The organism is Microbacterium oleivorans (assembly GCF_013389665.1).
GTDB classification, from domain to species: Bacteria; Actinomycetota; Actinomycetes; order Actinomycetales; family Microbacteriaceae; genus Microbacterium; species Microbacterium oleivorans_C.
Genome location: NZ_CP058316.1, coordinates 604,240 through 621,461 on the forward strand (window position 1 = coordinate 604,240; position 17,222 = coordinate 621,461).

The 17,222-nt window shown below is 66.5% G+C and carries 15 protein-coding genes and 1 tRNA gene; 7 read left to right on the plus strand and 9 right to left on the minus strand.

Features of this window, described 5'->3' with window-relative positions; all coding sequences use genetic code 11:
• Positions 1-99 precede the first annotated feature (99 nt).
• From HW566_RS02860 to HW566_RS02870, 3 genes are read right to left on the minus strand one after another with little or no spacing between them, the layout of a single operon-like run.
• Positions 100-3,219 (minus strand): type I restriction endonuclease subunit R, encoded by a 3,120-nt coding sequence (locus HW566_RS02860; protein ID WP_178010242.1) that lies wholly within the window; start codon positions 3,217-3,219, stop codon positions 100-102.
• Positions 3,216-4,451 carry a restriction endonuclease subunit S gene (locus HW566_RS02865; RefSeq protein WP_178010244.1) on the minus strand — a complete coding sequence of 412 codons (1,236 nt, stop codon included), beginning with the start codon at positions 4,449-4,451 and terminating at the stop codon, positions 3,216-3,218. Before HW566_RS02865 ends, HW566_RS02860 begins: the two co-directional genes overlap by 4 nt.
• Entirely contained in the window at positions 4,448-6,496 is a 2,049-nt protein-coding gene (locus tag HW566_RS02870; protein ID WP_256728841.1) for a type I restriction-modification system subunit M, read from the minus strand. The genes HW566_RS02865 and HW566_RS02870 overlap by 4 nt, the downstream gene beginning before the upstream one ends.
• A gap of 364 nt (positions 6,497-6,860) precedes the next feature.
• Between HW566_RS02870 and HW566_RS02875 the strand changes: the two genes are divergently transcribed.
• The gene (locus tag HW566_RS02875; RefSeq protein ID WP_218621642.1) at positions 6,861-7,964 is read left to right on the plus strand and encodes a tyrosine-type recombinase/integrase; all 1,104 of its coding nucleotides are present in this window, start codon (positions 6,861-6,863) and stop codon (positions 7,962-7,964) included.
• Between the two features lie 219 nt (positions 7,965-8,183).
• On the opposite strand, the gene HW566_RS02880 is transcribed toward HW566_RS02875, so the two are convergent.
• Positions 8,184-8,255 (minus strand) — tRNA-Arg (locus HW566_RS02880).
• A gap of 126 nt (positions 8,256-8,381) precedes the next feature.
• Between HW566_RS02880 and HW566_RS02885 the strand changes: the two genes are divergently transcribed.
• Both HW566_RS02885 and HW566_RS02890 read left to right on the plus strand, forming a co-directional pair.
• A complete protein-coding gene (locus tag HW566_RS02885) occupies positions 8,382-8,663 on the plus strand; it encodes a HesB/IscA family protein (protein ID WP_178010246.1) in 282 nt (93 codons plus the stop codon).
• Between the two features lie 522 nt (positions 8,664-9,185).
• Positions 9,186-10,073 (plus strand): NAD-dependent epimerase/dehydratase family protein, encoded by an 888-nt coding sequence (locus tag HW566_RS02890; RefSeq protein ID WP_178010248.1) that lies wholly within the window; start codon positions 9,186-9,188, stop codon positions 10,071-10,073.
• A 9-nt stretch (positions 10,074-10,082) separates the two neighbouring features.
• Here the strand turns inward: HW566_RS02890 and HW566_RS02895 are convergent, their stop codons facing one another.
• The 5 genes from HW566_RS02895 to HW566_RS02915 are packed head-to-tail and all read right to left on the minus strand — an operon-like array spanning position 10,083 to position 14,384.
• Complete coding sequence (locus tag HW566_RS02895) at positions 10,083-10,937, minus strand: AfsA-related hotdog domain-containing protein (RefSeq protein WP_178010250.1); 855 nt, start codon at positions 10,935-10,937, stop codon at positions 10,083-10,085.
• Entirely contained in the window at positions 10,934-12,022 is a 1,089-nt protein-coding gene (locus tag HW566_RS02900) for a hypothetical protein (protein ID WP_178010251.1), read from the minus strand. Before HW566_RS02900 ends, HW566_RS02895 begins: the two co-directional genes overlap by 4 nt.
• Positions 11,997-12,710: an ATP-binding cassette domain-containing protein gene (locus HW566_RS02905; protein WP_256728842.1), complete on the minus strand. Its 714-nt coding sequence runs from the start codon at positions 12,708-12,710 to the stop codon at positions 11,997-11,999. Before HW566_RS02905 ends, HW566_RS02900 begins: the two co-directional genes overlap by 26 nt.
• Positions 12,676-13,686 (minus strand): peptidoglycan-binding domain-containing protein, encoded by a 1,011-nt coding sequence (locus HW566_RS02910; protein ID WP_178010253.1) that lies wholly within the window; start codon positions 13,684-13,686, stop codon positions 12,676-12,678. Before HW566_RS02910 ends, HW566_RS02905 begins: the two co-directional genes overlap by 35 nt.
• 38 nt (positions 13,687-13,724) lie before the next feature.
• Positions 13,725-14,384 (minus strand): hypothetical protein, encoded by a 660-nt coding sequence (locus HW566_RS02915; protein ID WP_178010255.1) that lies wholly within the window; start codon positions 14,382-14,384, stop codon positions 13,725-13,727.
• 109 nt (positions 14,385-14,493) lie between these two features.
• Between HW566_RS02915 and HW566_RS02920 the strand changes: the two genes are divergently transcribed.
• The 4 genes from HW566_RS02920 (at position 14,494) to HW566_RS02930 (ending at position 17,117) form a co-directional block, all read left to right on the plus strand.
• The gene (locus tag HW566_RS02920) at positions 14,494-15,198 is read left to right on the plus strand and encodes a response regulator transcription factor (protein WP_256728843.1); all 705 of its coding nucleotides are present in this window, start codon (positions 14,494-14,496) and stop codon (positions 15,196-15,198) included.
• A gap of 2 nt (positions 15,199-15,200) precedes the next feature.
• Positions 15,201-16,367 (plus strand): sensor histidine kinase, encoded by a 1,167-nt coding sequence (locus tag HW566_RS02925; protein WP_178010257.1) that lies wholly within the window; start codon positions 15,201-15,203, stop codon positions 16,365-16,367.
• 193 nt (positions 16,368-16,560) lie between these two features.
• Complete coding sequence (locus tag HW566_RS15995; RefSeq protein WP_256728844.1) at positions 16,561-16,686, plus strand: hypothetical protein; 126 nt, start codon at positions 16,561-16,563, stop codon at positions 16,684-16,686.
• A gap of 62 nt (positions 16,687-16,748) precedes the next feature.
• A complete protein-coding gene (locus HW566_RS02930) occupies positions 16,749-17,117 on the plus strand; it encodes an SdpI family protein (protein WP_178010259.1) in 369 nt (122 codons plus the stop codon).
• Positions 17,118-17,222 lie beyond the last annotated feature (105 nt).

Genomic DNA, 17,222 nt, shown 5'->3' on the forward strand with positions numbered 1-17,222 from the left:
ACGAGGGATCTCGCTCGTACGGCGGACCGGCGTTCGTATCGGCGCGGCCGCCTCGCTCTGACCGTCGCCCAGTGGTGCACGGTGCTTGGGATCGCATCCCTAGCCGGCCGACCGGTCGCGCAGGCGCTCGTACAGTCCGAAGTCGAGCGCAAGCTGCACGAGGTGGCCAGGCTCGAGCTTGCGGATGGCGGCCAGCACCTCGGCGCTTGCCGTCTCGTGCGTCCAGATGGCGTCTTCCAGTACCACCTGCAGTGCCGGCGAGTTCGAGAAGTCGACCTTGGTGTTGTTGCGCGCCTGCTCAGCGAGCCCGGCGTCTTCGATCGCCTCGGCCAGCACGCCCTCGATGGCGCCGACCTTGTGCTCGTCCTTCGCGGCGAGGTCGCCGAGGTACTTGTTGACCTTCTCGATCAGCTCAGCGGTTGAAGCCCGTTCCTTCTCGCGCAGTGCGGCCATCCCGGCCTCGGTCACTCCGCGCAGGCCCGCGGGCGAGTCCGAGGCCAGGGCGATGTCCTCCTGCTTGAGTTTCTCGAGTTTGTAGTGCGTCAGCACGACGTCCGAGACGTCGACCACCTCACCCACGCCGCCGACATCGACGACGGCGCGAAGCCGGCGCGCGAGCAGGTCGGCGAAGATCGAGAACTTTTCGTACCGCGGATCGCCGAAGTGCAGGATCTGCGAGAAGAACGCATACAGCGTGGCGTACTGCGCGAGCGTCGCGCGGAAGTCCACGAGCAGCTCGCGCTCGTCGGGGTCATCGACCGACGCGAGCCATCGCGTGCGAAAGCGGTCGACCGCGGGGTCAAGGTGGGCCGATAGCGCGTTGTGGGCCGCGCCGGCGGCGCCCGGTACGGCAGTCCAGTCCGCCCACACCTGGTCCACCTCAGCCCAGGTGAAGAGATTGGCGGCGTCCAGCTTGTTGATCAGATTCGCCACGAGATCGGGGTCTGACGACGTCTCGATCCGGGCGTCCTCGTAGTACTCCTGGAACGCCGCCTGGATCACCTCGGGCTCGTTGACGAAGTCGAGCACATACGTCTCGGTCTTGCCGGGCATCGTACGATTCAGGCGCGACAGGGTCTGTACAGCGGCGATTCCCGACAGTTGCTTGTCGACGTACATTGCGACCAGCAGCGGCTGGTCGAACCCGGTCTGGTACTTATTCGCAACGATCAGCACGTGGTGGTCGGGCTGCGCGAACACGTCAGCGAGATCGCGCCCCTTCACCGTCGGATTCATGGATGCTTCGGTCACGGTAGGCTGCCCCACCACTGGCAGCGCGGCCACATCGGGGTCGGGCACCTCGCCCGAGAACGCGACGAGCGCTTGCAGGGGCAGCTCTCGCTCGGCGGCAAGCTTCTCGAACGCGCGCGCATAGCGCACGGCTGCGGCTCGCGACGAGGTAACGATCATCGCCTTCGCGCGACCACCGAGCTGCGGCTGCACGACGTCACGGAAGTGCGTGATTATCTCGGACACCTTCGACGCGATGTTCGTCGGATGCAGCTCCACGAGCCCGACGAGGGCACGGGTGCCCTTGTGCACGTCAATCTCGTCGCCGACAGCATCCGATGAGTCGCGCGCGTCACCCCCGACGCGCTTCGCGATGCGCGCCGCCATGCCGTAGGTGGTGTAGTTCTTGAGGACGTCGAGAATGAAGCCCTCCTCGATCGCCTGCTTCATTGAGTAGAGGTCGAACGGGCGGGGCCCGCCGTCTGGCCCAGGCGTGCCGAACAGCTCGAGTGTCTTCGCCTTCGGCGTCGCGGTGAAGGCGAAGAAGCTCAGCCGTTGCGCGGTGTCGGCGTGCGCGGCCATGGCGACCAGGGCGTCTTGGTCGGTGCCCGGCTCGTCGTCGCCGATGTCGACGGCGTCGCCGAGATACAGCAGCTCTTTCAGCGCGCCGGCCGCGGAGCCCGACTGCGAGGAGTGCGCTTCGTCAGCGATGACCGCGAACCGCTTGCCGGCCAGTGCCCCGCCGGTTTCGCGCATCTGCTTCAGCGCGTGCGGGAACGTCTGCAGGGTGACGCCGATGATCGGGATGCCGCCGGCCAACGCCTCTGCCAGCTGAGTGGTCTTCGAGCCCTCTGAGCCGTGCGTGATCGCCTGGAAGGTTCCGGTCGCGGTGACGAGCTGGTCGACGGCATCCTGCAGTTGCCGGTCGAGCACCTGCCGGTCGGCGATGACGATGACCGAGTCGAAGACCTTCTCACCCGCGGGGGTGTGAAGCGATGCGAGGCGGTGGGCGGTCCACGCGATCGAATCCGTCTTCCCCGAGCCGGCGGAGTGCTGCACGAGGTAGCGGCGGCCGGGACCGTCAGCGCGGGCGGCGGCGCTCAGCGCGGTCACCGCGCGCCACTGGTGGAAGCGCGGGAACCGGATCTGCGACCGGTAGGTCTCCTTGCCCGTGAGCGGGTCAGTCTGCTTCTCGTGGTTCGTATAGACGAACTTCGTCAGGATCGTGAGCCACGCGTCGCGGTCGAGCACGTCTTCCCAGAAGTACGCAGTGCGCGGCTTGTCCCCGTTCGGGGGGTTGCCGGCGCCGCCATTGTGCCCGCGGTTGAACGGCAGGAAGAACGTCGACTCACCGGCCAACCGCGTGGTCATCGCGATCTCGTCCTGTGTGAGGGCGAAATGCACGAGCGCCCCGCGCCCGACGGTGAGCAGCGGCTCGGCCTGGGGGTGCCGGTCGTACTTGTACTGCGCGATGGCAGCGGGAAGGCTCTGCGCGAAGTTCGTCTTGATCTCGACGGTCGCCACCGGGATGCCGTTGACGAAGAACACTAGGTCGATGCGGTCCGCTTTCTTGGTCGAGTAGCGCAGCTCGGGCACGACCCGCAGGATGTTCCGCTCGTACAGCTCGGACATCGCCGGGTTGCGGTCGTCGGCCGGCGGCTGCTGCAGCATGCGGAACCGTCGCGCCCCGACGACATCGAACCCCTTGCGGAGCACGTTCAGGGTGCCGCCGTTCTGCTCCTTCTCGTCGGCGGCGAGGGATGCTGCCAGCCGGTCGAGGATGCGCATGCGACCCTTCACGTCCTCGCCACCGGCCATGATCTTGCGTAGGTTCTTCTCGTCGTCGAGCGCGAGCCAGTCGATCACGTCATCCGCGTAGAGCGCCCGTTCACGGTCGTACTTCTCGCTCGTTCCGACCTCCCACCCGTTCGCGGCAAGGTGCTGAACGATGTTCTTCTGGAACTCCGTCTCGGCATACTGCGTGCTCATCGAGCCTCCACGAGGGACGATTGGATGCTGTCGACCACGGGCTTCCGCCGGGCCGTGACGTCGATCTGGCCCGTGACGGCGGCGGTGATGAGCGCTGCGCGCCGCTCCTTAGCAAGCGCGATGGCGGCGTCGATGTCGGCGATGGCTTCGCGCTGAGCGACGCGGGCCCGATGGATCGACGAAACCGCGCGGTCTTGGTCCGCAAGCGTCGGAAGCGAGATGGGCGCATGAGCGAGTGTGTCCCGATTCAGCTTCGGCATGGCCACTCGGTCGGACATCGTTACCGCGTACTGTTCGAAGCGATCACTCAGCAGGAATTCCAGAAGGTAGTCGTTCGAGAGCCACGATTCCCGTGCATCCATCGCATACATGTCGGCGGCGCATAGCGCATCGCACGGCGCGATGGTTGCCTTCATGAGAGCGGGTCTGATCTTTGAGTACAGCACCTGCCCTGCTCGCACCTGGTATTTGCCACTCGACGCGCCCTGCTCACGCGCCGATTCGAGGCGCAGCAGTCGACCCGTTCGAGACTCGATGTGATTCGGGGCGATGAGAGGTAGGTCGACGAACTGCTCGAGGCTGGGGTCAACCTGGCCTTCATTGACCATGATCACGTGGCCAAGGATCGTCACACGGGACGCGTCCCTCACAGCTTCATCAAGCTGAGTCGACGCTAGAGCTCTCGTGCGCTCGACGGCAAGTTCAGCCGAGCAGCGTAGGTCGGCGATGAAGGCGTCGATCTCGGCCGTCTCGTAATCGAGGTAGTCCGCGATCTGCCGCTGTTGCGCCATCGGCGGATACGGAACGCGCGCGGCCTTGAGCTGCTCCTGATTGAGGATCTTGGCGCCGTAGATGTTCGTACCGGCCGCGTCCGCGAATGCACCCGGCAGCGCCCAACGGGCGTAGGCGAGGTCGATCTTGCTCGACGGCAGAATCGCCGCGATCGCCTCGTTCGTTGCCACAGGCGTCTCGACGAACGCTGTCCGCCCGATTGAGAGTTTGAAGCTGTAAAGAAGCGTCCCGGGCGCCAGCACCCGCCCGCCCGATGCGGCTAGTCCGGCGGGGGTGAGGGTCTTCGCGGGCGCGATAATGTCACCGCTCGTGAGATCCGCGATGGTCAGCCAGGGGATGTCCCCGTCATAATATTCGGTCCGGTCGGTCGGAGGCGTTCCTCCCACAACGATGTCGAGGACGTGACTCGCCTTTCGACTCTCCCAGCGCGAATCTGTCACGCCTTGACCGCTTCGAGCCGCGCCCGGATCCGACCGAGCACCTCGTCGAGATCCCGGTCGATCTCCTCGAGTGGCCTCGGCGGCACGTACTCGTAAAACTGACGCGTGAACGGGATCTCTGCCCCCTCCCGAGTCTTCGACACGTCGATCCATGCGTCGGGCACGAAGGGCTTCACCTCACGCTCGAGGTAGGCGTGGACGTCTTCGTCCCATGGAACGTTCTCGGTGTCGCGGCGCGAGGCATCGGCGACGGGCTTGCCCGCAGCGGTCACGAGTTCGCCCTCGTCGTCCGACTCGCCGAGCTCGGTCACGAGCGCCTTGAACTGAAGCGGAGACAGGGTGAGCGCAGCATCCGTCAGCAGATCCGTGAGCATGCGTGTGAAGGCAGCGCGGTTCGTGAACGCTTCGGCTCGCTCAGCGACCGGGGAGTCCGAGTCCACTTCATCTCGCTTCGCTCGCTCAACGACCCCTGGCAGGAGCACCACGCGCAGGGCCTCGAGCTGCGCCGCACCCAGCTTCGACAGGGCGCGAGAGGCGAGTGCCTTCTCGACCCGCGCAGTCGTCAGCGCGTAGTTCAGGCGCAGCGGGCGCTCGACCGTGATGGTGCGGTAGAAGAAGTCGGTCGTGCGGAAGATCTTCGAGTGCTTCGTCTCGGCGAACTCCGTGAAGAGCTTCGTGATGTCGGTGATGTGATCGCCCGAGAGTTTGCGACGCTTCGAGCCGATCGACTTGCGCATCTTCTCGAACATCCCGGTCGCGTCAATGAGCTGCACGAGGCCGCGCCGGTTCGCCGGCTTGTCCTTGTTGAGCACCCAGACGTACGTCGCGATGCCGGTGTTGTAAAACATGTCGGTGGGCAGGCCCACGATGGCCTCGAGGTAGTCACTCTTGAGGATCCACTTGCGGATGTTCGACTCGCCCGATCCCGCGCCGCCGGTGAACAGCGGGGAGCCGTTGAGCACGATGGCGCCGCGGCCGGCGACGGCGTTCGGGTCACCCGGCTTCGGCTCGCGGAGCTTCGAGATGAGGTGCATCAGGAATAGCAGCGAGCCGTCCGACACGCGCGGCAGCCCGGGCCCGAAGCGGCCCGCGAACCCCCCGACGGCATGCTCTGTCTCGATCTGCTTGCGGTACTGCTTCCAGTCCACGCCGAACGGCGGATTCGACAGTCCGTAGTGGAACGTGCGGCCCGCGAACGCCGGGTCGGTGAGGGTGTTGCCGAGCACTATGTTGTCGATCGGCTGGCCCTTCACCACCATGTCGGCCTTGCAGATCGCGTACGAGGCCGGGTTGATCTCCTGACCCAGCAGGTTCACCTGCGCTTTCGCGTTGTGGTCGTGGATGCGGTCGGCCGCGACCGACAGCATCCCACCCGTTCCCGCCGTGGGGTCGTACACCTCACGCACGATGCCGGGTGTCATGAGGCTCTCATCGCCTTCCACCAGCAACGACACCATGAGCTCGATCACCTCACGCGGGGTGAAGTGCTCACCGGCGGTCTCGTTCGACGCCTCGGCGAACCTGCGGATGAGCTCCTCGAAGATGTGGCCCATCTGCTCGTTGCTGACGGCGTCGGGGTGCAGGTTCGCCTTCGCAAAGTGCTGCAGCACCTGCAGCAGCAGGTCGTGCGCGGCGAGGTCGATTATCGTGTCTTCGACCTTGTACTTCTCGAAAATGTCGCGCACGTTCGGCGAGAACGCCTGAACGTAGTCGCGCAGGTTCTTCTCGAGGTTGTCGGGATCGCCCTGCAGTGACCTGAGGTCATGGCGCGAGCGGTTCCAGAACGAATACGGATGCTGCGCCTTCGCTCGCAGCATGGCCTGGGGCGGCTCGACATCGGGGCCGAAACCCTCGCTCGCGTCGAGCACGGCCTGCTTGGTTGGCGCGAGAACTGCGTCGAGCCGAGCGAGCACGGTGAACGGCAGGATGACGTCACCGTACTGGTGCTGCTTGTAGGTGCCCCTCAGGATGTCGGCGGCGTTCCAGATGAACGTGGCGTGATTGAGCAAGGTCCCCCCACATGGCTCTGAGACAACGAATCTCACTCTAGGACCTCATCAACCGCATCCACGCCGGCCTCAGTCGTCGCCTTCTTCCCGACAATCAGCCCCCAGCGGTCGGGCGCGGCGCAGTGCTCGGCGTCGAACGGCTGCTAAGGGACGCGCGCCAGCGCGGAGTCTGCAAGGAGTGAGCGGCGAGAACGGAGGCGCGACCGATCGCTACACTCTCGGCGTCGGAGGGAGGGGTCCCTTCACCGCAGCGCCAGTTGACGACGTCTTCAGCCATTCATCCACGTCTGTCATCGGCAGCGTTGACGGCATCCGATCAGTGTCCGACACTGGCCCGATACTGACCCAACGAACCCGGTGCAGGAGGTCGAGATGGGCACCATCACCCCCGTACGAAACGGTGAAAGGCCGCCGCTACCGGGTGCGCTACCGCAAGCCTGATCGCACCGAGGCGCAGAAGCGCGGCTTCACGACGTTGCGCGAGGCGAAGCTGTACCTCTCGATGGTCACGGTGTCGAAGTCGAAGGGCGAGTACATCGATCCCGTGGCGTCGCGGGTGCCGGTCCGGATGTTCGCCGACAGCTGGCTGCGGTCGAAGCAGCCGCCGATGTCGAAGCCTTCGTACTACATCACGCTTGAGCGGGCGTGGAAGAACCACGTCGCTCCCGTGTGGGCAGACAGGGAGATCTGGTCGATCCGGCGGTCCGAAGTACAGGACTGGGTGTCGGACCTTGCGACGGAGAAGTCGCGCACGGTCGTGCTTCGCGCGCTGGGAGTCCTCGCCGGCATCCTCGATGTCGCCATCGATGATCGTCGCCTTGCGAGCAATCCGGCGCGCCACATCCGCAATCTCCCTCGGAGCGGGCCAGGCAAGCGTCGCGTCTATCTCTCGCACGAGCAGGTGGCGACGTTGGCGGCATGCTCAGCGCATCCGACAATGGTCCTGACCTTGGCCTACACCGGCCTGCGCTGGGGCGAGGCGACCGCGCTGCGGGTGCGCAGCGTCAACCGGTTGCGTCGGCGCTTCGTCATCGAGGAGAACGCGGTGATGATCGCGTACGAGATCCACGTCGGCACGCCCAAGACGCACGAGAAGCGCTCGGTGCCCTACCCGGAGCGGCTCGCTCCGATGATCGAGCAGGCGTGCGCTGGCAAGGGTCCGGAAGGGCTGCTGTTCGGCGATGGCGTCAACCACATGCGCAACTCAGGCGCACAGGGATGGTTCGCGAACGCGGTCCGCCGCGCGCAGGCGGTGGACCCATCGATCCCGCGGCTAACGCCTCACGACCTCCGCCACACCGCCGCATCGCTCGCGATCAGCTCCGGCGCGAACGTGAAGGCCGTCCAGCGGATGCTGGGGCACGCGTCGGCGGCCATGACGCTCGACACCTACGCCGACCTCTTCGACGACGATCTGGATGCCGTCGCATCGCGCCTCAACGACGCCATGCCGCTCGTGGCGCTGCCGGCGGGCCCGCAGACCCGCTACGCCCGACCGACGTGACGCTGGAGAGCAGACTGCTCAACATTTCGGCGAGGCTCAGGACGCCAGAAATGCTCGTTTTCGTCGCTCTGAGGCGTCGAACGACGCTCCGCGAAGGGCATCGAATCTGCGTCGTGTTCGGCTCATAGCTTCCTCAAAAGCGGCCAAAAAGCGGCCAAAAACGCATTCTGAGTGGTCTGACCTCAGAAGAAATCCCTGGTCAGAGGCAAAAAGAGACGGTGCCCCTGGAGGGACTCGAACCCCCGACCCGCTCCTTAGGACGGAGTGGCTCTTCCACTGAGCTACAGAGGCTGGCCCTTCGAGTCTAAGCGCCCCCGACCTTCCGAATCCCCTGGGAGTCCCCACTCTCGTTTGCATCCGGCTCCGATTCTCGGAATCGTGGCCGGTTCCCGCAGCAATCCACGGAAGGAGAGCTTCATGCTCACGCTCACCGAGAACGCCGCCACCGCGGTGAAGAACATCACCGCTCAGATCCCCGCCGACACCGGCGGCATCCGTATCGCCGACACCGGCTCCCCCGAGACCGGCTTCGCGCTCTCGCTCGCGGAGGCGCCGCAGGCCGAGGACGCGGTCGTCGAAGCCGACGGAGCACGCGTGTTCGTCGACCCGGCAGCAGCGCTCGCGCTGGATGACCGCGTGCTCGACGCTCAGGTCGACGGAGAGGGCGCGATCAGCTTCGCCCTCGGCATCCGCGCCTGACACCAGCAGACTTCGAAAGCCCCGGCAGCCGTATCCTCAGTGCGGCGGCCGGGGCTTTCGTCTGCCAGGCAGCGGCGCAACGGCAACGCGTAGACCGCAGAATGATTCCGACGCATCGCCGATGCCGTGCCCGCGAGTCTGGGCAGCAGAGTGGCCCTCACCAGCAGCTTCGACTGATCGCCCCCCTGCAGGCATGAACGCGCCGAGCCTACTTACGGGTCGGACAGCTGGCCGCGCGTGCGACGCAGCACCGCCTCGGAGAAGCGTCGGACGTGGCTGCCACCGGCCAACCACTTACCCTGACCCAACGTTCGGCGGGCCGTCCTCGTCCGTGACACCGGTAGGTGTGATCCTCACAGTCGCGGCTTCCTCCTGATCGATCACTCAGTGCCTGTGCAGTGTCCACTCGAAGGGAACGAGATGAAACACTTCGGGCGTCATCCCTCTCGCCCTCTGAACCGCGGATAGGGTCGGATCGCAAGCGATCAGACGAGCCGGAACGGGTACGCCGTGCGAGTAGCGATGACGGGAACAGCCGGATTTATCGGGCGACAGGTAGCGGCGGCGCTGGTGTCGCGTGACATTGACGTCTCGGGTCTGCTGCATACTCGCCCGGCCGCGGACGGCGCCGTGCGTCATGTGCACGGAGACCTCGCGGACGGCTCCGGCATCGCGGAGCTGCTCAGCGATGCGGATGCCGTCATCCACTGCGCGAGCTACGTCGGCCCGGACGAGACTCTGCAGCAGCGGGTCAACATCACCGGCACGAAGCACCTGCTCGCTGCCGCGGAGCGCGCCGGCGTCACGCGGATCGTCTCTCTGAGCACCGCCGGTGTCTACGGAGGGCTCGGCGCCGGCGGCACCGAGGAGACGCTCGTTCCCGCCCCGGCATCCGCGCTGAGCCGAAGCCGCCTGACGGCTGATCAGCTGGTTCTCGAGGCCGGCGGCATCGTCGTGCGCCCGAACGCCGTGGTCGGTGCCGGAGACCGCTGGTATCTGTCACAGCTCCTGGGGTTCATGCTGAAGCATGACGCGTGGATCGACGGTGGAGTGCCTCGTGTCTCCGCTATCGATGCACCACTACTCGGCGAGGTACTGGCCGCGCTGGCGCTCTCGCCGCCCGAGCACAACCTTTACCTTGCGGCGACTCCGCACCCGGTGACGATACGCGAGCTGGTCACGCCTGTGATCGCAGCGCTCGGACGACAAGGTCCCGCGCGCTCGATCGACGCCGATCAACTGCGAACCCTGGCTTCGAACCTGGGCATCTCGGCGTCACAGCTGCAGATGGTCGCCCAAGACAACGTCTTCGACACGAGCCGCCTGTGGAACGAGCTGCCCGGCCTCGCTCGCGACGTGAAGCTATCGGATGCGGACATCGACTGGTACGTGCGGGCAGTCCGCCCGTGAGAGCTAGCGCTATCGGGTCTCTACCCTTGCGACTTGGCGGCCGTACTGCTCGAACACCGTCACGCACCGCGCCCCATCGTCCTCGCCGGTGATCTCAACCGGATCGTCGAGCTCCGCGAAGCGCGTGCACTCGACGGCGACGGCCCGCGCCTGTTGACCTCGCAGCATTGCGTGCGCGTCGAGCGCCGCTTGCGCGAACAGCATGCCCGGCACATGGTCGACCGGGTGGTCGAAGAAGAACGGGTCGGGATGCGTCCATCCGAGCACGGCGCGCACACGACCCTCGACGATGATCGCCCTCGATAACGGCGATGCTCCCCCAGGTCGCACCCCGTCGCTCGTGGCGCTCGCGTGCCGGCGGAGCGCCTCATAGGCGCGTCTCGGAAGGGTACGGATGGATCCGCCGCCGGTGGCGATGAGCTTGCCATGGCGCAGCATCTCGACACGCGCGACGATGCCCGTCATCACCTCACCGCGCAGTCGAGCGTCGACAATCCGGCACCGCGCTTCCAGTTCGACGTGGTCGCTCGCGCCCCACAACGGTCGACCCACGACCCAAGCGACAGACGCCTCCTGCAGGACCACCGCCCAGTCGACCGGTACGGCCCCGTCGACCTGACACAACGCCAGTCCCACCTGGCGGATGGCCTCGACGCTCAGGATTGTCGGGACATGGATGCCTGTGACGGCCGAGTGACCACGCGGGATGACGAGGCGAAAACGGTGCTCGTCTCCGGCATCCAGACGGTGTGTGAGGAACACCTCGGAGAGAACGCGCTTGTGCAAGAGCGCCGGGTCGACGGGGCTCCATCCCGGCTCAGACAGTGCGTCGTTCGGCGGGCTACCGGCCGGCGAGCTGGTCATCTGCGCTCCTTGAAATACCGGAAGAGGTGACGCTCATGCGTTGCGAACGCGGCGATGGAGGCGCCCCCGAGTGCGCTGCCGAATCCAACAGGAAGAGCTGCGACGACGATCGGCAGCACGGACGTGGTGTTCGGGTGGGACGCGGACGACGCGGGGCTCTCGGAGCCGATCACGAAGGCGAGCAGGAGGACCGCAGCGAGGGCACTCCCCAAGAGCGCCCAAACGGTGGTCTCGACGAGGATGGTCGCGAGCTGCTCGGAACGCCGTTGACCGGCGTGCAGAGCGGCGGCATGCTCCAGGCGCCGGGCACGGATGCTCGCCCAGCCGAGGCTCAGCCCGGCCACGGCGATCAGGGCATAGGCGAACCTGGTGATGCGGGAGTCGAAGGCGAGCGCGCCGTCGAAAGTCGTGCCGTGAGTGTTGTTCAGCTGTCCGATCTGCAGGGCATCCGTCGACCCGGGTTCGAAGGCGCTCGACCGCAAGAGCAGATCGGTGCTCTCCCCCAGCGGCCACGCGGTCGCCCAGCATTCATCGAAGGCCTGGTCCGCAGTGACCGGGATGAGCATCGCGAAGCCGAGGCGGTTGTCGCGACCGTCCTTGGGGTACGGGTAGGTGCCGGCGATGGTCACCACTCCGTCGCTTGTCTGCAGCCGACCGCCGGGAGCGACGGCGAGGGTCTCGGCGAGCGCGTCCGAGATCCAGGCTCCCACCAGCTCAGGCGCGCCGTCCAAGAGAGCGACGAGCCCCGGGGACACACGGAACGCGGGAATCGACGTGGTGGGAAGCGCCGCCAGATCGATCGGGGTTGTCTCGGCGAGCGCCCCGGCAGCAACGATCGGGGTCGAGCCGTTCGCCAGCGCGTCGCAGGCGGTACCCCGGATCGCGCTCTCGCTCTGGAGGATCCGCGTCGCGGCTCCTGACTGCCGAAATGTCTGAGCCTGAGACTCGAGCGCGTGTATCGTGACGGCGTCCGCGACCGCGAGGCTGCCCGCCATGCTCGCCAGCAGCAGCGCGAACGTGACCGCACGCGTGGTACCGCCGCCGATGTTCCGAGCGGCCTCACTCAGGATTGCGCTGAGGCGCACGCTGTCCCCCGTCCTCGAACAGCGGCGCGTAGTCAGCGAGATCGACGACGTACCCGCACGCCTCACGAGTGCCCTGGTCGTGCGTGGCGATCAGCACGATCGATCCTCCATCGGCGATGTTGCGGAGCGTCGCGTTCACCGAGCGCGCAGTCGACTGGTCCAGCTGCGCCGTCGGCTCGTCGACGAGCAGCAGATCGGGTGCGATCGCGACAGCCCGCGCGAGCATGAGGCGCTGGGCTTCACCGCCCGATAGGGCGTGGAACGGCCGCTCGGCGGCCTCCTGCAGACCGAAGGTCGCGAGTGTCTCGCGCGCCCGGGCATCAGCGGCCGCCCGAGTAAGACCCTTCGTCAGGAAGGGGAAGGCGACATGGTCGATCGCTGTTCGGTGCGCGACTCCGTGAGGGTTCTGGAAGACCCAGGCGATCGTGTCGATGCTCTGCTTCGTGACGGTGCCCGCGACCGGCTCCTCCCAACCGGCGAGGATCGAAAGCAACGTCGATTTGCCGCTGCCGGACGGCCCGCAGATGGCGACGATATCGCCGCTGCCGAAGCCGAAGGAGAGGGCTTCGAAAAGCCGAGTGCCCCCGGGGAACCCATGCGCGAGACCGTGGACGTCGATGCGAGCGTCTGCCGTGGTGATCGCAGCGGCCTGGTCACGGACGGCAGCTGTCGTGCGTGATCGCCTCACCGATGTTCACCTCATCCGGTACGGCATCCGGCGCCGTGTCGTCGACGACCTCGAGAGCCACCAGCGACGCTCCGAGGCTGGATCCGAGCACGGTGACCGGGTAGACGGTGTCACCGGATTGAATGCATCCGTGCCCGTCGGCGATCCCGAAGACCGCTGAAGCCGGTACCTGCAGCGCTTCGACGGCTTCGGAGAGCTCCAGCGTGGCCGGGGCCGTCGTGGCTGGATCTTGCGCCATCAACGCGTTGGCTTGTTCGGTCTGGGCGAGTTCCGCGAGGAACTCTGGCGTCGTGATGGCGCCTCCACCGTCGAACGCGGCTCTCAGTCCGAACACCGTGACGGTCCGATCACCCGCGACGAGGTCGGCGGGTGGCGAGTCGATGACGAGTTGCTGCAATGATCCTTTCGCAACCGCGAACGAGCTCCCCACCGAGAGCGGAGCGCCGAGTGCGACGCTGCAGTCGGTCACTGCGAGGTGCTCCTGCGGCAGCCACGCGATCTCGCTCAGCGCAAGCGAACGCCCCTCACTCATGCCGACCTGGCTGCGTAGAGCTTCCACCGCGACAGCGGTGTCCCAGCCGAAGTAGCCGTCCGCCTCGAGCGCGCCGAAGCCCAGTCGGGTGAGCTCTGCCTGGAGAGCCGCGACATCCGAACCCTCGGCTCTGACTGCGAGATCACGAAACGGAGGAACGTCGAGATGCAACGCGAGCACGGGGGTGTCGTCGATGCGGCCGACGATCGTGCCGGAAGCGATGCTCGAACCGGGGCCACACGCGCTGTTGGTGAGTACGCCGCTGCGATTCGTCGTCACCGCAGTGTCCGGCCCGGGGACCAGCCTGACCTGGATCTTTCGGGTGTCCGTGAACTCCTGCGGGGTCGCGGGGGCAGTGGTCACGGGCGCCGACGCTTCCAGCGAAGCGGGAGGAGGAGCGGGACGGAGAAAGTACCCCGCGCCTGCTCCGGCAGCGACGAGCACGACGCCGCAGAGCCCGGCGAGCAGAGCGCGCTGCCGGGTCATTCCTCACCGACCGAGATCGAGTAGCCGGCGTTGCTGAAGCATGTCTGCGCCTGTGGGCTCATCGGGTTGTAAGCAGCGCTGGCGAATGCGTCGTCGAGATCGTCACGGAACGTCTGCGAGGTGTAGCTCGCGTCGACGACGCCGGCTTCGATGAGACACTGCACGGCGACCTGTGCTTGATCGCTCAGAAGATCGGGGTTGCCCTGCTGCGTGATGAACAGCGCCTCGATGGGAGCGAGCTCCGCCGAGCATTCGGTGCCCACTTCCATGTACTTCTCGACGGCTTCCTGCCCGTCGAGCGGAGGGGGCGTGATCTGGTAGCTACCGTTGGCGAGCTGCGAGTAGTTCTCCTCGTAGCCCGCGTCATTCATGCACGTGCGGTACAGCCGGTGCGCCTCGTCGTAGTCCTCCTGCGCTATCGTGCCGGAATCGATCGCACGGGTGAGCACCTCGGCGACGAACGGGTTCTCGGCATTCTCGGGCACGTCGAGCGCGCGTTGGAACAAGTCGGTCAGGCTGCCGGCGAGCTTCTCGCTCTCCGCGGTATCCGTGTCGCCCTCATAGGTCCCCTCGGTGGTCGTCGTGCATCCCGAAAGAACGAGAATCCCTACCGCGGCCACCGCCACGAGGCTTGCTAAGTTCTTCTTCCAGCTCATGTCGATTCCTCTCCTCGCGGGCTGTCCGCTCGTCGGCGGTGTGACCAGTTCTAGAGAGGCAGCCGTCAGGGCTCCGTTAGCCGAATGCTGACGCTGAGCTAACGCGCCGATGGCAAAGTCAGATCAGGGCGGGGCACGAGAAGGGCGGTGGGCGATGCGCGTCATGGTGGTGGAGGACGACAGAATCCTCTCGGAGACCCTGCATGGCGGTCTGACGGCCGAGGGCTTCACCGTGGACATCGCGCTCGACGGCGACTCGGCTCTGAATCGTCTCGGTGAGATCGACTTCGACGTGCTCGTCCTCGACCGTGACCTTCCGGGCATCTCGGGCGACCAGGTGTGCCGGAGCCTGCGCGAATTCAATGACGACACCCGCATCCTGATGCTCACCGCCGCATCCTCCGTCATGGATCGCGTCGAAGGCCTCGACCTCGGCGCAGACGACTACCTCACCAAACCCTTCGCATTCGTCGAACTCGTCGCGCGCGTGCGTGCGCTCAGCCGCCGCGCGCGCGCGGTGAACGCACCGGTGATCGAGCACGGACCGCTGCGCGTCGACACCGTCCGCCGGCGGGTGTTCCTCGGCCATGAGCCGGTGAAGCTCTCGCCCAAGGAGTTCGAGGTACTCGAGGCGCTGCTCCGCGCCGACGGCAAGCCCTTGCGTTCGGAGCAATTGCTCGACATCGCCTGGGCCACCCCCGACGATCTGAGTGGCGGGGTGGTTCGTGTCCTGATGCACTCGTTGCGGAAGAAGATCGGCGCGGACCTGATCCAATACGACAAGGGTCACGGCTATCGGATTGGAGCAGTCTGATCATGACCGTACGCGCACGTTCCCTGCGCAGGACCCCGCTCGCACTGAAGCTGACATTGATCTCCACGGCCGCGTTCACTCTGGCGGCAGCGGTGCTACTGGCGGTCGAGTACGCCATGCTGCAGTACGTCGTCGAGGTGTCCATCGACGCAACGACCGGCAGCTCGTCGCAAGGCCAGGCGCCGAACGACCTCGATGGATCCACCGCGGTATTCCGGGTCGCGCATGATCTCGCGAGCACGGTGATGCTGATATCTGCGATCACCGCCACGGTGATGGTCGCTCTGGCGGGCGCGGCAGTATGGCTCGTTGCCCGTCGATCGTTGGGGCGAGTGGCCGACCTCACAGAGCTGACGCGGCGCATCACCGGCGAGAATCTGGATGAGCGACTCCGGCTGACGGGCCCGCGCGATGAAATCAGCGAACTCGGGGACACCATCGACGACATGTTGCAGCGTCTTCACGCCGCATTCGAACAGCAGGATCGATTCGTCGCCAATGCCTCGCACGAGCTCCGAACCCCGCTCGCAGGCATCCGTGCGTCTCTCGAGCAGTCCCTCATGCACGATGCTGTTCCTCCGCGCCCCGAAGTCGCCATGCGCCGAGCGCTGGAAGCCACGGAACGCTCAGAGCGGCTGCTCACCGCTCTCCTCCAGCTGGCCCGTTCGCGCAGGCTTCCGACCAACCAGCTGCAGACGATCGATCTCGCCGAGACGGTCGAAGCGGCGATCGACCTCGTGCAGTCGGAAGCGTCCGCCGCGGGGCATTCGTTCGACGTCCAGCTAGAAGGCGTGCAGATCGAGGGCGACACGGTGCTCGTGATGCAGGCCGCGCATAACCTCGTACTGAACGCCGTCCGTCATGGCGCGACGTCCTCCCCCATCACGGTACGGGTCTCCTGCTCCGGCCAGGATGGTGCGCTGACGATCTCCAACGGCGGGGAGACCTTGAACGGGGAGACGGTTGCAAAACTCGTCGAGCCCTTCAACCGTGGAGCCGCGACCCGGCAGACGCAGCGGCACGCCGCCGGTACGGGCCTCGGCCTGGCGATCGTGCAGAGCATCGCGGTTCAGCACGATGGCCACCTGGATCTGGCGCCCCGGCCCGGTGGCGGACTGACCGCACGATTGCGGCTTCCCCGAGCCGAGCCGGTCGCAGTGTCGACATGACGTTGCCCCGTTCACACATCACCACGTGAACGGGGCAGCGTCGCCGCGACGAGTTCAGCGGAACTGGTACCAGGCCGTTCCGCCGGAGAGACCGCACGACGCCCAGGCATTGCTACTCGCCGAGCCCCACTGCGAGAGCGACGATGCGCACCCGTGCTGGGCGTAGGAGCGGCCCTCGGTGCCGCCATCCGCAGTGGAACATCAACCTCGAGATGATGCCGCCGGACTGATCGCCGTGCCGCAGCGGAACGTGTTCTTCCGCCAGAGCGGCACCGACCTCTGCGTCGTCGATGTGACCTGGGCCACTCTGCTGGGCTGACGCGCCACCCCGCCGCGCTACGGCACGTGACCGCCCGCACCGCCATCGATAGGCTCGAGACGATGGAAGACCTGATCGCTCGCGTCATCCTGTTCCTCGTCATGGCGGGTGCAGGTGTCGCCCTCATCTGGGTCGCGAACGCCGGCGCCTCGGGCCGCCTCAAGCGCAACCAGGTCGCCGGGATCCGCACCCCCAGCACGCTGGCGAGCGACGAGGCCTGGCTGGCGGCGCACGTGCGGGCGAAGCGCCCCACCCTCATCACCGGCGGCCTCTCCATCGCGGTCGCTCTGAGCACGTTGCTCCCGGTTCCGACCGAGGCTCTGACCATCGGTGTTCTCGTCGGCAGCATCCTCATGCTGTTCGTGATGCTCTGGGGTGCACGCGTGGGCGGCAAAGCGGCGGCCAAGGCCAGCCGAACGACGCCCGGCTGAGCAGCCGGCGGGACAGAAGACCATATCGACACGGATGCTGCCGTGTCATCCTCCGGCACGCTCGCCACGCGATCGCCGCTGTTACGGCAGGATGAGGGCCGCGCC

Coding starts and splice junctions, on each gene's coding strand:
- HW566_RS02885 (WP_178010246.1), top strand. CDS start 8,382: ATGCTCACGCTCACCGAGAACGCCGCCACCGCGGTGAAGAACATCACC.
- HW566_RS02915 (WP_178010255.1), bottom strand. CDS start 14,384: ATGAGCTGGAAGAAGAACTTAGCAAGCCTCGTGGCGGTGGCCGCGGTA.
- HW566_RS02895 (WP_178010250.1), bottom strand. CDS start 10,937: ATGACCAGCTCGCCGGCCGGTAGCCCGCCGAACGACGCACTGTCTGAG.
- HW566_RS02925 (WP_178010257.1), top strand. CDS start 15,201: ATGACCGTACGCGCACGTTCCCTGCGCAGGACCCCGCTCGCACTGAAG.
- HW566_RS02930 (WP_178010259.1), top strand. CDS start 16,749: ATGGAAGACCTGATCGCTCGCGTCATCCTGTTCCTCGTCATGGCGGGT.
- HW566_RS02890 (WP_178010248.1), top strand. CDS start 9,186: ATGACGGGAACAGCCGGATTTATCGGGCGACAGGTAGCGGCGGCGCTG.
- HW566_RS02920 (WP_256728843.1), top strand. CDS start 14,494: ATGGCAAAGTCAGATCAGGGCGGGGCACGAGAAGGGCGGTGGGCGATG.
- HW566_RS02860 (WP_178010242.1), bottom strand. CDS start 3,219: ATGAGCACGCAGTATGCCGAGACGGAGTTCCAGAAGAACATCGTTCAG.